Source organism: Paenibacillus rhizoryzae, assembly GCF_059686995.1.
Genome location: NZ_JCAALT010000007.1, coordinates 121,642 through 136,008, shown reverse-complemented (window position 1 = coordinate 136,008; position 14,367 = coordinate 121,642). Strand labels below are relative to the sequence as shown.

11 protein-coding genes are annotated in these 14,367 nt (G+C 51.7%); 10 read left to right on the top strand and 1 reads right to left on the bottom strand.

All coding sequences use genetic code 11. The annotated features are described in order from the left end of the window. The first annotated feature begins 83 nt into the window (after positions 1 to 83). The 6 genes from AC6ESO_RS21225 to AC6ESO_RS21200 all read left to right on the top strand — a co-directional run bounded on the left by AC6ESO_RS21225 (position 84) and on the right by AC6ESO_RS21200 (position 7,526). The gene (locus AC6ESO_RS21225; RefSeq protein WP_497093128.1) at positions 84 to 887 is read left to right on the top strand and encodes a sugar phosphate isomerase/epimerase family protein; all 804 of its coding nucleotides are present in this window, start codon (positions 84 to 86) and stop codon (positions 885 to 887) included. A 35-nt stretch (positions 888 to 922) separates the two neighbouring features. Next, positions 923 to 1,885, top strand: coding sequence for an ABC transporter permease (locus AC6ESO_RS21220; RefSeq protein ID WP_497093127.1), 963 nt, complete (start codon positions 923 to 925; stop codon positions 1,883 to 1,885). A 23-nt stretch (positions 1,886 to 1,908) separates the two neighbouring features. Continuing rightward, positions 1,909 to 2,796 (top strand): carbohydrate ABC transporter permease, encoded by an 888-nt coding sequence (locus AC6ESO_RS21215; RefSeq protein ID WP_497093126.1) that lies wholly within the window; start codon positions 1,909 to 1,911, stop codon positions 2,794 to 2,796. 67 nt (positions 2,797 to 2,863) lie between these two features. Next, entirely contained in the window at positions 2,864 to 4,507 is a 1,644-nt protein-coding gene (locus tag AC6ESO_RS21210; RefSeq protein WP_497093125.1) for an extracellular solute-binding protein, read from the top strand. Between the two features lie 83 nt (positions 4,508 to 4,590). After that, positions 4,591 to 6,573: an alpha/beta hydrolase family protein gene (locus AC6ESO_RS21205; protein ID WP_497093124.1), complete on the top strand. Its 1,983-nt coding sequence runs from the start codon at positions 4,591 to 4,593 to the stop codon at positions 6,571 to 6,573. Continuing rightward, positions 6,570 to 7,526: a PLP-dependent cysteine synthase family protein gene (locus tag AC6ESO_RS21200; RefSeq protein ID WP_497093123.1), complete on the top strand. Its 957-nt coding sequence runs from the start codon at positions 6,570 to 6,572 to the stop codon at positions 7,524 to 7,526. Before AC6ESO_RS21205 ends, AC6ESO_RS21200 begins: the two co-directional genes overlap by 4 nt. Positions 7,527 to 7,547: 21 nt before the next feature. Here AC6ESO_RS21200 and AC6ESO_RS21195 read toward each other — a convergent pair whose 3' ends face one another. Next, complete coding sequence (locus tag AC6ESO_RS21195; protein WP_497093122.1) at positions 7,548 to 9,806, bottom strand: helix-turn-helix domain-containing protein; 2,259 nt, start codon at positions 9,804 to 9,806, stop codon at positions 7,548 to 7,550. Positions 9,807 to 10,033: 227 nt separating this feature from the next. Between AC6ESO_RS21195 and AC6ESO_RS21190 the strand changes: the two genes are divergently transcribed. The 4 genes from AC6ESO_RS21190 to AC6ESO_RS21175 all read left to right on the top strand — a co-directional run bounded on the left by AC6ESO_RS21190 (position 10,034) and on the right by AC6ESO_RS21175 (position 14,367). Continuing rightward, positions 10,034 to 11,200, top strand: coding sequence for a GNAT family N-acetyltransferase (locus AC6ESO_RS21190; protein ID WP_497093121.1), 1,167 nt, complete (start codon positions 10,034 to 10,036; stop codon positions 11,198 to 11,200). A 258-nt stretch (positions 11,201 to 11,458) separates the two neighbouring features. Then, the gene (locus AC6ESO_RS21185) at positions 11,459 to 12,682 is read left to right on the top strand and encodes a Gfo/Idh/MocA family protein (protein ID WP_497093120.1); all 1,224 of its coding nucleotides are present in this window, start codon (positions 11,459 to 11,461) and stop codon (positions 12,680 to 12,682) included. A gap of 10 nt (positions 12,683 to 12,692) precedes the next feature. Next, a complete protein-coding gene (locus tag AC6ESO_RS21180) occupies positions 12,693 to 13,445 on the top strand; it encodes a glucosamine-6-phosphate deaminase (RefSeq protein WP_497093119.1) in 753 nt (250 codons plus the stop codon). 40 nt (positions 13,446 to 13,485) lie between these two features. Further along, on the top strand, positions 13,486 to 14,367 hold the full coding sequence (locus AC6ESO_RS21175) for a sugar phosphate isomerase/epimerase family protein (RefSeq protein ID WP_497093118.1): 882 nt from the start codon (positions 13,486 to 13,488) through the stop codon (positions 14,365 to 14,367).

The following is a 14,367-nucleotide window of genomic DNA, read 5'->3' as shown; positions in this document are numbered from 1 at the left end:
AGCAATTTTCATAGCTATCCGACATCCGTTACATTGGAATCAGCGAAAGCGAGACGATGGCGAAACGAATGGGAGGCTAGTCGATGAAAGTGGCATTTTCCACGCTGGGCTGTCCGACTTGGAGCTGGGAGAAAATTTTGAAAGAAGCATCCGAGCTTGGGTTCGACGGCATTGAAGTCCGCGGCATCGAAGCGGAAATGGCGCTTCATAAATGTACGCCGTTTCTGCCGGCAACTATCGAGCAGTCCATGAACCAACTAAAGGAACACGGCCTGGAAATCATTTGCCTGGATACGTCCTGCGTTTTTCACGACCCGGCGAAGCTCGAAGCTTCCATTGAAGAAGGAAAAGCAGCAGTGGATTTGGCGGTCAAGCTAGGCGCGCCCTACATCCGGGTATTCGGGGATGCGATTCCGAACAAAGACGCCCGCGAAGAAACGATTGCGCAGGTTGCCAAAGGCTGGCAGGCGGTTTGCCGCCATGCGGAAGGCAAGGGAGTTTGCGTATTAATGGAAACGCACGGCGATTTCTCGGATTCCCGCACCATGCTGGAAGTGATCGATCAAGCAGGCAGCAGCGCGCTCGGCGTGCTCTGGGACATTAACAATCCCTATAAGTACGGAGACGGAGAACCGCTTGACGTCACCTATGAACGGTTAGAACGCTACATTAAACATACGCATATCAAAGATACGAAAGGCGCGGACATGCACAGTCAAATTACGCTCGCCGGCGAAGGCGACGTACCGATCCGCGAATGCGTCAGGCTTCTTGCTGAGAAAGGGTACAAGGGCTGGCTGTCCTTCGAGTGGGAGAAACGATGGGTGCCGGAGATCGAAGAGCCGGAAATCGCGTTCCCGCAATTCATCCGTTATATCAAACAATAGATACGATCGAAATCGAAGCAGGGAGGAGAAGCAGCATGGCAACAACATCCGTGGAAGCCGGCAAAACCGTAATCAAGAGTAAAAAAGTGCCTGCCAAGTCGCTTGCCTCGCGTTTATTCCGAGAGCGCTATGGATTTCTACTCTTGCTGCCGGGGCTCTTGTACTTCATTTGGTTCCGGTATGTCCCGATGCTGGGCAACATTATCGCATTCGAGGATTACAGCCCGTTTAAAGGCTTTATTGATAGCGAATGGGTAGGGCTGAAGCATTTTAAACGAATCTTTGAGGATGCGGAAGTGATCCGGGTGCTGTGGAACACGCTCTGGCTTTCTTTTCTGCAAATCGCCTTTGCATTCCCGGTGCCGATCGTGCTCGCATTGATGCTCAATGAGGTGAAGAACCAAAGGGTAAAGCGGATCATTCAATCCGTCGTTTATTTGCCGCACTTCCTGTCTTGGGTCGTCGTCGTGGGCATCGTGACGATTTTCCTGAAGACGGAAGGCATCGTCAATACGGGGTTGAACATGGCCTTCGGAATGGAGGCGATTCCGTTTCTGCAGCAGCCGGGATGGTTTATGCCGCTCATCGTGCTCGAGGTCATCTGGAAGGAAGCGGGCTGGGGCACGATTATTTTCCTGGCTGCGCTAGCCGGCGTAAATCCGACCTTATACGAAGCGGCGATTGTGGATGGCGCGAACAGATGGCGTCAGCTATGGCATATTTCGCTCCCGGCCATTCGGGGCACGATTATCATTCTGTTGATTCTGAGGCTCGGCAGCGTGCTGGATTCCGGTTTTACGCAAATCTTCCTCATGCTGAATCCGTTCACGATGGACGTCGGAAACGTGCTGGATACGTTCGTATACTTCAAAGGTATACAGCAATCGGATTTCAGCTTCGGTACGGCGGTCGGATTGTTTAAAGGGCTTATCGGACTGGTACTTATTCTAGTGGCTAATAAAATTGCCAAGAAGTTCGGCGAAGACGGCGTATTTTAATCTAAGGGAGGAGCTGGCGAGCCATGCCGATCAAGCGAACGTTGTCGGATCGCATAACCGATGGCATCAATTTATTGCTGCTGGTGGTGCTGTCGTTAGTGATGGTATTTCCGTTCTATTACATTACCGCGGTTTCGTTCTCTTCCTATGAGGAGTTCATGAATACCGAGCTTCTGCTGTTCCCGAAACATTGGGTGCTCGATGCGTACCGGTTCATCTTCGACTCCAAAGAATTTATCCGGTCGATCGGCGTAACGGTGTACATTACGATCGTCGGCTCGATCGTGAGCCTGCTCCTCACGTCCACGATGGCTTTCGCGTTGACCAGAAGGCTGTGGGGACAACGATTCTATCTGTTCCTTGTCCTGTTTACCTTCATCTTCGGCGCTGGGATGATTCCGACGTATTTGATCGTCAAAGCGACAGGGCTCATTGATTCCTACTGGTCGCTCATCATCCCGGACGCGATCAGCTCCTTTAACTTAATCGTCATGCGCCAATTCTTCATGAGCATTCCGGAGGAGCTGAACGAAGCCGCCGTCATCGACGGCGCGAACGATTGGCAAATCTATACGCGCATCATTCTCCCGCTGTCCAAACCGGCGCTCGCCGCCTTCGGCTTATTCTACGCGGTCGGTCAATGGAACACCTACTTCACGGCCATCTTGTACTTGAATGATCCGGCAAAATGGACCGTGCAGGTCATCTTGAGGCAAATCGTCATACTCGACGATGCGGCCAACACCCTTGCGAGCGCCGCTCGCGAAGCCGCGAGATCCGCCCACTTGCCGCCGCCGGAGACGATCGGCATGGCCGCCATCATTTTGGCGACGATTCCGATTCTGCTCGTATATCCGTTTCTGCAAAAGCATTTTGCCAAGGGGGTGATGCTGGGCTCGGTCAAAGGTTAAAATGCAGGATTGTAATGACGACCAGATTCGGCATACCATTAAGAAGGATACTAGGGAGGGGCTAGACATGAAAACGAAAAAGCTCGTGACGTTGTTGGCAGCCATAAGTATCATTACCGGGCTCACCGGATGCGGCGGCTCAAACGGCAATACTAACAAACCTGCAAATACCTCGGAACAAACCGACTCCAGCAATACGCCGGCTACGACGACAACGGAGAACGAACCAGCAGCAACGAACCAGCAGCCTGCTGCCGAAGAAAAGAAAAATTTCGAAATCAGCACCATTCAAGGCACGTGGGCCAGCCCGCTTCCGGACCCGAACGGCAACGGCGCCAAGATGATCAACGAGAAGTTCAACATTAATCTGAAATCGCAATTCGTACCGTATGACGAGTATGCGAACAAGCTTCCAGTCGTCATGGCGGCCGGCGATCTGCCTGATGTTATCGGCATGGAAGGCGTTGACGCCAACTTCGTCAAATGGGCGAAGCAAGGCGCATTCCTTCCGCTGAACGATTATATCGACAAATACGATGCGATCAAGAACATTCCTAAGAGCGTCTGGGATGCCGTGACGGTCGACGGCAAGATTTACGGAATTCCGAATTACTTCCCTGCCAAATACGGCAAGAAGCCGATCATCCGCCAAGACTGGCTGAACAACCTCGGCCTGTCGATGCCAACGACTTACGATGAATTGCAGAAAGTGGCGATCGCATTCGCGAAGGACGATCCGGACAAGAACGGCAAGAATGATACGCTCGGTCTGGGCCTCGCCAAGTCCATCGTTTACGGTGCATGGATGGGTGCGGAGTGGGACAGCGGCTGGTATAACAAGAACGAGAGCGGCCAGTTAATTCCGGGCAACATCTCCGAAGGCTTCAAGAAGCAGGTTACGCTCTTGAACGCTTTGTATAAAGAAGGCGCGATCAGCAAGGACTGGGCCGTTACGAAATCGGCTGACGTTCGTAAAGATTTCTTCGCCGGCAAAGTCGGCATCTTCTACGAGCAGCCTTACGATATTTCCGAAACGCGCTTCAAAACGCTGAAGGAAACGAATCCGACAGCGGAACTCGCGGTCATTCCTCCGTTTGCACAGGATGACGGCCAACAAGGGTTCATGGGCTTGCCGGGCTATTACGAGCTGCACAGCTTGAATGCGAAGCTAGCAGATGATCCGGAGAAAATCGATCGCATTCTTGAAATGATCAATTACTTCATGACGTTCATTCCGGTCGATCAGCGCAACGATCAAAATGCGGAATTTGACTGGCAGAACGGCGGCGTAGGTAAAGGCTACAATATGGAGAATGGCATTGCCCTCGACATAGACGGCGCATTCAGCGAGATGCCTACGACATATCTAGGTATTCGCTACTGGGCGCCTACGGATGAAGATACGCAGCCGGCTATGGTGCTGCAGGATCCGTTCACGAAAGGGTTCGTGCAATCGGCGGTCGATCTGCTGAAGACGACGAAGACGTATTTGGATCCGGTCAACCGCATTCACTCCGACTTGCTGTACGCGAAAGTATCCGAGCTGGATCAAGTCGTAGCCGAACATACGACGAAGATGATCGTAGGCCAGGAATCAATTAACGACTGGGATAAAATGGTACAGGAATATATGAACGCAGGCGGTAAGGAAATCATCGACGATGTCAATCGTCAGCTTACTGACAATGGTATCGCGGGCGAGTGGAAATAAGCCTTCCAAATGCGAGGGAGAGAGGAAACTCTCTCCCTCTTTATCATCGGCCCGCGACAAACGAAAGGCGAAAGGAGATGACTATGCGTACATCCTCATTGCAGGAAGAACAGGCAAATCGTAGGCGGGAGCTGTCTTATATCGACGATTATCCGAATATCGAGTTGTATCACAGCCATCCGTTCCGGCGTTATTTGGACCGGTTAAACGCGGATTATTTGGTCAAAAGAAAGACCGCGCTTAAGCAAGTGAACGACAGAGAAGGGGCATTGGCGTATCGGCAGCAGATTCGGGAAGCTTTTCAAGCGTCCGTCGGTCCGCTACCTCAGGCTGCCGAAAACGCAAAGGTAACGGGATCACTCGATCAAGGCAGTTACTTGATTGACAAGGTCTGTATCGAAACGGTTCCGGGGCTCTTCGCAACCGGTAGCTTCTATTATCCGAAGCAGAGAAGCGGTCCGCTGCCTGCGGTGCTGTTGTTTAACGGCCATGCGAACGAAGGAAAAGCGTACGAATCTTATGTTTCGTTCTGCGTCGAAGCGGTCATGAACGGCTTCTGCGTATTGACGATCGACCCGATCGGGCAAGGGGAGAGGCGCGTGCCGCAAGCGGACGGAAACGACGGCGGGAAGTGGATGGACGCGGTCGCCGCCCACTGCTTCCTGGACGAGAAGCTCAGCTTGCTGGGCGAGCATCTAGGTGCGTATATGATGCGCGACAATATCGCCGCGTTGACGTACCTGCTATCCAGGCAGGAAGTGGATGCGGAACGCGTCGGCGTAACCGGCAATTCCGGCGGCGGCACGATGTCCGCTTATATGGGCGCCTACGACGACCGAATCAAGGCGGTTGCGCCTTGCTGCTACATTACGGAGCTGCGCTCGCTGCTCTACCGGATCATGGCGCAGGATGCGGAGCAATGCTTGCCCGGCTTTATGGCGCGCGGACTCGACCATAGCGATCTCGTGACGGCTGCGGCGCCGAAGCCGTATTTGATCGGCGCAGCCATGTTCGATTTCTTCCCGATCGACGGCGTGCGCGATGCGTTCATTGAATCGAAGAAGATGTACCGGCTGCTCGAAGCGGAGGATCAATTGGAGCTGTACGTCGCGATGAAAGGCCACGGATTCTGGCACGATACGCGGGAACAGGTGCTCCGATTCTTCTGCCGCGTCTTTGAAGTCGACTTCGTGACGGACAAAGGGATTGATTACGAGCGGCTGCCGACGGAAGCGGATCTGTTGTGCTTGCAAGGCGGCGATGCCGGAGCCTCGTTCGGCAGGACGTTGCCGAGCATGATCAGGGACCGGCTGCTTCAGCTTCCTCTTGAGCGGCAACTGCAGCTGCCGGAGGTTCGCGAGCAGCTGAGAGAGCTGCTGCAGCTGCCGGCTGATAGCGCGATGAAAGCCGAGCCGTTGGCCATCGACGAAACCGGGGCGGTCGCATTCGAGTCCGAAGAAGGCATGCCGCTTACAGGAACCGTGCACTTCTTCACGGATCGGCGAGATCTCGCTCGTGTTTGCCTCGCTGTAGGCGGCATCAGCGGGCAGGGACTCGAGCAAGCCCGCGAGGCCGGATACGATGCGATGCTTGCGATCTATCCGCGGGGCACGGGTCCTGCCGCGATGGAGCCCTCATGCACCTTCGGCATGTTCGAGCCGGAGAAGGCGAGCGGCTATAATGCCAGAATGCTGGGCCGATCGCTGCAAGGGATGCGGGTCGCGGATGTACTTGCCGCGATTAGCGGCTTGAAGCGAACGCCCGGCTATGAACGGGCGGAAATTACGCTATATGGGCAGGAAGAGCATGCGCTTACGGCCCTATATGCTGCCGTGCTGAGCGGCGATTGCCATGGGCTGCATGCGGCAGGCTTACTGGAAAGCTTCCGGGCGTTTGCGGAAGCGGATTCGCACCGATACGAATCCGGCATCATCGTTCCGGGGCTGCTGCTCGCATTCGACATCCCCGATCTGCTGCAAGTGCTGGAGCAGGGGGACTTCGTAGTCGTCGAGAGCTGGCAAGACCCTATGAAAAATCCACTCCACGGAGGTACAACGAAGCGATGAGAGGACAATTGTTGAGCGGCGTTCATCAAGCGATCGGCAATACGCCTATGGTTCATCTGTCTCGGCTGACTTCCGGCTTCGAAGGGACGATCTATGCGAAGCTGGAGTATTTGAACCCCGGCTTCAGCAAGAAGGACCGAATCGCGCTGCAAATCATCGAGGAAGCCGAGCGGGACGGCAGCCTGCAGCCGGGGCAGACCGTCGTCGAGCTAACCAGCGGCAATACGGGCACGGGACTTGCTATCGTATGCGCGGTGAAGGGGTATCCGTTTATCGCGGTCATGTCGCGAGGCAATTCCTACGAACGAGCTCGCATGATGATGGCGCTTGGCGCTGAGGTTGTATTAGTTGACCAGGCTCCGGGCTCTGCTCCGGGGCAGGTTTCAGGAGAAAGCCTAGCCCTCGTAGAGGCGGAAACGCGAAGAATCGTAAGCGAGAAAGGTGCTTTCCGAGCGGATCAATTTGAACGCCCGGGAAATACACATGCTCACGAATTCCACACCGCCGCTGAAATGTGGGAACAAACAAAAGGCGAAATCGATGTGTTCGTCGATTTCGCCGGGAGCGGCGGTACATTCGCAGGCTGCGCACAGACGCTTAAACGTTATAAGCCGTCGATCCGATGTTACTTGGTTGAACCTCATCAAGCCCCGTACCTAGCGGGAAGAGCAATAATGAACCCTAATCACCGCATCCAGGGCGGCGGATACAGCATGCACTTGCCTTTGCTGGATCGAGAACAGATAACCGATTACTTGACCGTTACAGACGCGGATGCGATTGCCGCTGCCAGAGAGCTGGCTAAGAAGGAAGGGATCTTCGCAGGTTACTCCTCCGGTGCGAACATCGCTGCTGCTTTGCAGCTTTTGCAAGAAAGGGAACGCGGCTCACGAATCGCGCTTACGATCAACGATTCCGGTTTAAAGTACTTAAGCACGGACTTATTTGAATGAGTATAAGGTGGAGGAGGCGAATCAAACGCGTTCCACCTTGCGAAACTCACTTGGCGTGACGCCAGTGAACTTCTTGAACATGCGATTGAACGAATTAATATTTTGGTAGCCGACCCGGGCGGCGGCATCCTGGATTTTGACATCCGAACGGGACAGCAGCTCTTTCGCCCGGCTCACTCGAATCAAGTTGACGTAATCCACGAAATAGGTACCGGTTTTCTCCTTGAAATAGGTGGAGAGATAGCTTCTAGTGATGTTGAGCTTATCCGCCATCATATCTAGCGTAATATCATGCGCATAATGATTCTCCAAATAATCGAACACGAAGCTCGTAATATGATCTTTCTTCTCCTTTTTGCTCTTGATCAGATTGGTGATTGAAGGCAGCCACTCCTCAAACAACTGTTCCAATTCTTCGAATGTATGGCTGTGCTGCAAACGGGATTGCAAGGTTTGAAGCAGCTCCGTATCCAGATGATTAACGATATAGGCACGTTTCGTTCTGTCCACCACAATGCTTATGAAAGCTTTCACTTCATGCTCAGTCGCTTCTTTCTTCCGCAGTCCGGCAAGTTCACGCTTCATAAACTGAACGAGCTGAGACTCGTTGCCATTGTTCAAGCTCGCGGTGATCTCTTCCTCTTGAGCGGGCATTAGAAAATAGTTCACCAGCCTCGACTCCGTCTCCGCCCACAGCACTTGGTTCCTATCATTGAATTTACGATGCTGGAGCAGGGATTTGGTCTGTTCGAAAGAGAGATTGAAGTCGTCGGCGTGTTCATAACGCTTACTCACAGCCATCGTGGAGAAACAGTAAGCGCGGTCCAAATCGAGCACGATTCGAAACCCATCCAGTGTTTCGGCGAGCGTGTTTTCGGCATTATCGGAATAGATGACAGATAACAGCTGATCGCTTTCGAGCTGCAGCGTGAGGGAATCGGGATAGCGTTCCGTTAAGATTTTATCGATATAGGCGCGTATAAATAAGGTCGCACGTTCCTCATCATCGTCGATTTCCTCAAGCAGCTGCGGCCTGAAGGTCAGCTTGAACAATACGACGCGGTAAGTCTGGTTGTTTTTGATGAGATCCTTTAAAAAGCTGGTGTTGTTCCGTATGTTCTTCAGTTGATTGATGTAGGCATAATGGCGAAGAAGGGAGTTCTTCTCCTCCAGATTTTGGCTGATGTCAAAATTCGAATCGAGCAGATGTCGGACTCTCTCCTGGATGAAGGCGAATTCCTTGATTCCGCTATGCTTCTGCCAAGGAAATCCGGTTGTAAGCTGCTGGATCGATTGCACGAGCTGCTTGACCGGACGGTTGAATCGCATACTGAACAGGAAGGATACCAGCATACTAAATAAGATAGAGAGTACGAGCAGCATAACGAACGTAATATTCCATTTCATCTGCGATACGATGCTGTCATCCGGGATTACGTTGACGTAGGTAAGTCCGGTTAGCTCGCCCTTTTTGTAGAAGTAATAGTTGGAGTCCTTCTTCACATAACCGTGACTGCCTTCTAAGACGGGGAACTGTTTTTGTTGATCATTGACGGTAGTGAAGAATGAGCGCTGCGCGTCGTCTAGGATGTAGAAATCGTTGGTAATGGATTGATGAAATGCTTTATACATTTTCTGTGCGTCGGCTAAAGCGATGATATAAACAGAGGGGTTGGTTTGGTTCTTAATGATGATTGGAATCAGCTTGCGTTCACTGACCCGTTTGGTATTGTATTCAAGCTCAGAGAATATGTCGTTTGGCAATATGTTCGTCACGTAGAGTTTATCGAATTGAGATTGCCAGAACTCGTAACCGTAGGTCTTGCTTACATAATAACGCTTGAACATGACGTCAGCGTCTGCCCCGCGTGTTTTTTCAATGGCGACGTTGCTTTTCTTGAAATAGACAATCATGTTCTCCAGAAAAAGCGATTGGTTTGCGAGGTAAATTTGGATTTCGTCGATCAGCTTGCTGCCTGCAACATAATCAAAGTTTGGTTTGTCGAGTGCTGCAATATGTTCATTGAGTGAGAAGGATAGAACGGCGTTTTCGATCAGTTGGATTTTCGACTCATAGTTCTCCATGGTGTTGTTCAAGTTGACATTATTATAGGTGATGACTTCTTCCTTGATCGTACCTCTGTAGAAAAAAACGGAATAAAGAATGAAAGAAACTAGTAGGATCACAATCGTCATGTAGCTGATTAGCAGCCAGAAGAACAGAGAAGGGGACTTCATACGTGTGTAGGGGAACCGCAGCAGCCTAGCGATTATTTTCATGAAAACAACCCTCTCCCGTCATGGTCTGTTTTCAAGCCTGTTTCTCTTATATTAAAGAAAGAAAGCGGTTTGAACAATGGTCTTATTTTCATAACTTCACTGAATTTATAGGTAATGCAAATAAAATGAATGATTACAAATACTGATCGTTTCGAGCAATGCATCGTTTCGTTATAGTTTGGTCAGGACAGATCGGCCGCCAGCACGTCAAGCAAAGGGGGAGCAGCATGATCAGAATCATCAAGCAGGAAGAAGCAAGACAGTCGCTTACGCTTACTCAGGCAGCTTTTGCCGTTCGATTCTCGGAATCCGATGTGCAAGAGCGTCTAGCCAAAATGAACATGGAGCACTTTCTGGGTTACTTCGTAGAGGACCAATTAGCAGCACAGCTTGCAGTACTTCCGCTCTATATTTACGTACAAGGAGAAGCGCTGGCAATGGGCGGAATTGCCCATGTCGCCTCCTATCCGGAATTGCGCAGGCAGGGGATGGTCAGTAAACTGCTCGTCCGCAGTTTGGAGATGATGAGGGAAAATGGCCAAACGGTCTCCATGTTGAACCCATTCTCCTATGCATTCTATCGCAAATATGGCTGGGAGTATTTCTCGACGCAAAGCGTTAACACGCTCGATATGTCGGTTGTTCCGAAGTTTGGTTCGGCGGCCGGAGTGGTCAAACGCATGTCGGCTGAGGACTGGCAAACGGCAAATCAAGTCTACGATCGATACGCCCGCTCAAACTATAACGGCATGCTGCGCCGTGATGAGAAATGGTGGCGGCAGCATGTATTCAACCGTAAGCTGGGCAGTTTGGCTGTTTATTACGAAACGGACGGTGCGCCGGCCGGATACATGCTTTATGACATTAAAGACCGATTCATGAACATCCATGAACTCGTTTATCTCGATCATTCGGCTAGGAACGGCTTATGGCAGTTCATCGGCAATCATGACTCTATCGTGACGCGGCTGAAGTTTACCGGACCTACCGGCGATCCCTTTCTCTTCGCAATGGCAGAGCCCAAGCTCCAGCAAGAGATTGTCGCGAACTTCATGTTCCGCATCGTCGACGTTGAAGCGTTCATAAAACTCTATCCATTCACGGCCGAGTCCGACAAGTTAATCGTCCGCATCACCGACGATCACGCCGAGTGGAACCGCGGCGTATGGGAGATAACCGTCAGCGACAACGGGCGCGCAGAGGCCACAAAGCTTGAAGACAGCAGCTCTGAAGGAGTCGGCTGCGACATCCAAACGCTCTCGTCCATGCTGATCGGGTGCCAGCGACCTGCCCAGCTAAGCATGAATGGCCGACTGATCGGCAATCCGTCCGAAATTGCCAAATGGGAACGCGCAATCCCCCGCCGCACCGCGTACATGACGGACTTTTTCTAGGGCTGGGCAGTTGCCTTTGTTTGGTTCATTTATTGCCCTGGCGGAGCAGGTGAAAGCAGTCTGGAGAAGCGATAGCGTTCGCCTTTGTACCCTGAATTTCACCATTGAGCCATCCAAGTTCAGAAATTCAAGGGGACAACAGCGATCGGAGGACGTTTTCGCATGCGCAGCTGCTCTTGATTGTTCATGCGTAGCGTGTTTTTCAGTTTTATCATCCGCTGAAATATGATCTCTCTAGCAAAGGAGGCGCATCCTCTCGTGAAAAGCTACGCCCTCGTAGGCGCAGGCAACAGAGGCACCTATATGTTCGCGGTTCCGATTGCACGGGATTATGCCGATGTAGCTACAATTGTCGGTGTCTATGACACAAACACGAAGCGCTCAGAGCTGCTGCGATTGCGAACAGGCGGTCACTTTCCCGTGTACACGAGCTTCGATACCATGTTGGCCGAGGCGAAGCCGGATGTGGTCATCGTCACTTCCATCGATAGCACGCACCACCTGTACATCACTCAAGCTCTGCTCGCAGGTTGCGATGTCATTACCGAGAAGCCGCTTACGATTGATGAGCACAAATGCAACCAAATCCTACATACAGAGCGGCAAACCGGCAAGCAAGTTACGGTTACCTTCAACCTCAGGTACATGCCGTTCATGAATCGGCTCAAAGAAATTTCCCGGGAAAATGCGCTGGGTACGTTGACGCATGTCCATTTCGAGTGGTTTCTGGATACGAAACATGGCGCCGATTATTTTCGCAGATGGCACCGGAAGAAAGTGAATTCCGGCGGGCTGCTCGTCCACAAATCGACCCATCATTTTGATATCGTGAATTGGCTGCTTGAGGATGAACCCGTTACCGTCCATGCGTTCGGTGCTACCCGATTCTACGGTCCGACACGGGAAGAGCGAGGCACCAGATGCTCGGGCTGTTCCTACTCCGATACCTGTGAGTTTTATATCGATCTGAATCAGGGCAACTATAAAGCACTTTACCTAGAGTGCGAGGAAGCGGACCGCTACTACCGCGATCAGTGCGTTTTCGCCGATGAGATCGACATTGAAGATACACTCAGTGTTAACGTCAACTATGCCAAAGGGGCGATGATGAGCTATTCGCTCACGGCCTATGCGCCTTACGAAGGTTTCCGGATTGTGCTTACGGGAACGAAGGGGAGACTGGAAGCGGATTATTTTGACGGGGCGATCGGTCCTTATGCCGGTAAACCTGTTCAGCGTATCCGGTTATTCAATCGAGACCAGGAGAGGATTGACGTTCCGCTGCAGGAGGAAACCGGCGATCATGGTGGAGGCGATGGACGATTGCTGCGCGCGCTCATGAATGGATCGGATCCCAGTGATTCCAGGCAGGCGACTAGCCGAGACGGCGCAATGTCTTGTGCCATCGGCTTCGCAGCGAATCGCTCGATCAGAGAAGGAACAGCGGTACGTATATCAGACCTATTCGAACTAATTCCATAGGAGGCTCTACATGAACATTAAAGTATTGGAGCATGCGCAGCAATTGGGAGAGGAAGCAGCCGAACACGCCGCTCAGATTCTGAAGGAAGCGATTGATCGTCAAGGAAGAGCAAGACTGCTGCTTTCGACGGGCTCATCGCAATTTGAATTTTTCAAAGCATTCGTCAAGCAACCGGTCGAGTGGAGCAAGGTGGAAATGTTCCATTTGGACGAATATGCAGGAATCGCAGATACGCATCCCGCCAGCTTTCAAGCTTACCTAAAGGAACGTTTTATCGGTTATGTGAATCTGGCAAAGTATCACCTCGTTCATGGAGAGGGCGACATCCAGCAGACCATCGAGCGGTTGAACGAAGTCATTCAAGAGGCTCCGATCGATCTTGCGATGATTGGCATTGGCGAAAACGCTCATATTGCGTTCAATGATCCGCCGGCGAATTTTGAAACAGAGGAGCCCTACATCGTGGTTGAGCTGGACGAAGCGTGTAAACGTCAGCAAGTCGGAGAAGGCTGGTTTGCCAGCTTGGAGGATGTACCCGCTCAGGCGATCACAATGAGTGTTCGTCAGATTATGAAGAGCAAGACGATTCTCTCCTGCGTACCGCATGCGGTCAAAGCAGATGCCATCAAACGAACGCTCGAAAACGACATCACACCGCTCGTTCCAGCCACAATGCTGCGCTCCCATCCCAATTGGACGCTCTACTTGGATCAGCAATCGGCCGCCCAAGCAACGCTGTCTGACTCGGCAGTAAACGAATGAATCAAAATTCAGGCTCAAGGTGACGAGGAGGTAGCAGGCGGTGCAACGTTCGATAGAGGATCGGTTAGGTGTTATAACAGATGAAGTCTCGCCAGCGGATTTCATTGAAGCGTTGGATTTTACAGTGTTAAATGGGTTGAAGCATATAGAGATCCGTTCCATCAGCGGCCAAAATGTTCTCTCGTTCAATGACCAACAGCTTGCAATTATCCGTTCAGAAACAGAGCGACGGGGACTTTTCGTTTCCTGTATCGCTTCTCCGATATTTAAATGCGCATTAGGCACGGGCAATCAGGTAGCGGAAGGCGACAGATTTAATCAGGAAGAACGCACCGTTTCCGAGCATTTCGCGATGCTGGAACGTGCGATGGACATTGCCGATCAGCTGGGAACGCACCGAATTCGAGTATTCTCGTTCTGGCGTGAAACAGAGCCGGAGCAACACGAGGACGAGATCGTGCAGCATTTGATTCGCGCTGCCGCATTAGCCCTAAGCCGCAGTAAGCTGCTTTTGCTCGAGAATGAACCATCCTGCAATGGCGGATTTGCCGCAGAAGTTGCCAGACTTGTCGGAGCTGTCGATTCGCCTGCTTTACGCGTCTTATGGGATCCGGGAAATGAACAATACGGTAACCAATCAAGCTATCCGGAAGGTTATTCCAGCATTCGTGATCTAATTGCTCATGTTCATTTGAAAGACGTTCAGTTCAATGAGACCGGTCATCCAAAAGCAACTCCGATTGGGTCAGGCATCGTTCCTTATGAAGCGCATTTTCAAGGTTTAGATCGAGATGGGTACGCCGGTCTATTTACGCTGGAAACGCATTACATTCCCGAAGGCGGAACCGCGATGGAAGGGACAGCCCAGTCGCTCCAAGGATTAAGAAATCTGCTTGCCAATCTACGGGCTAAGACGGGGTGA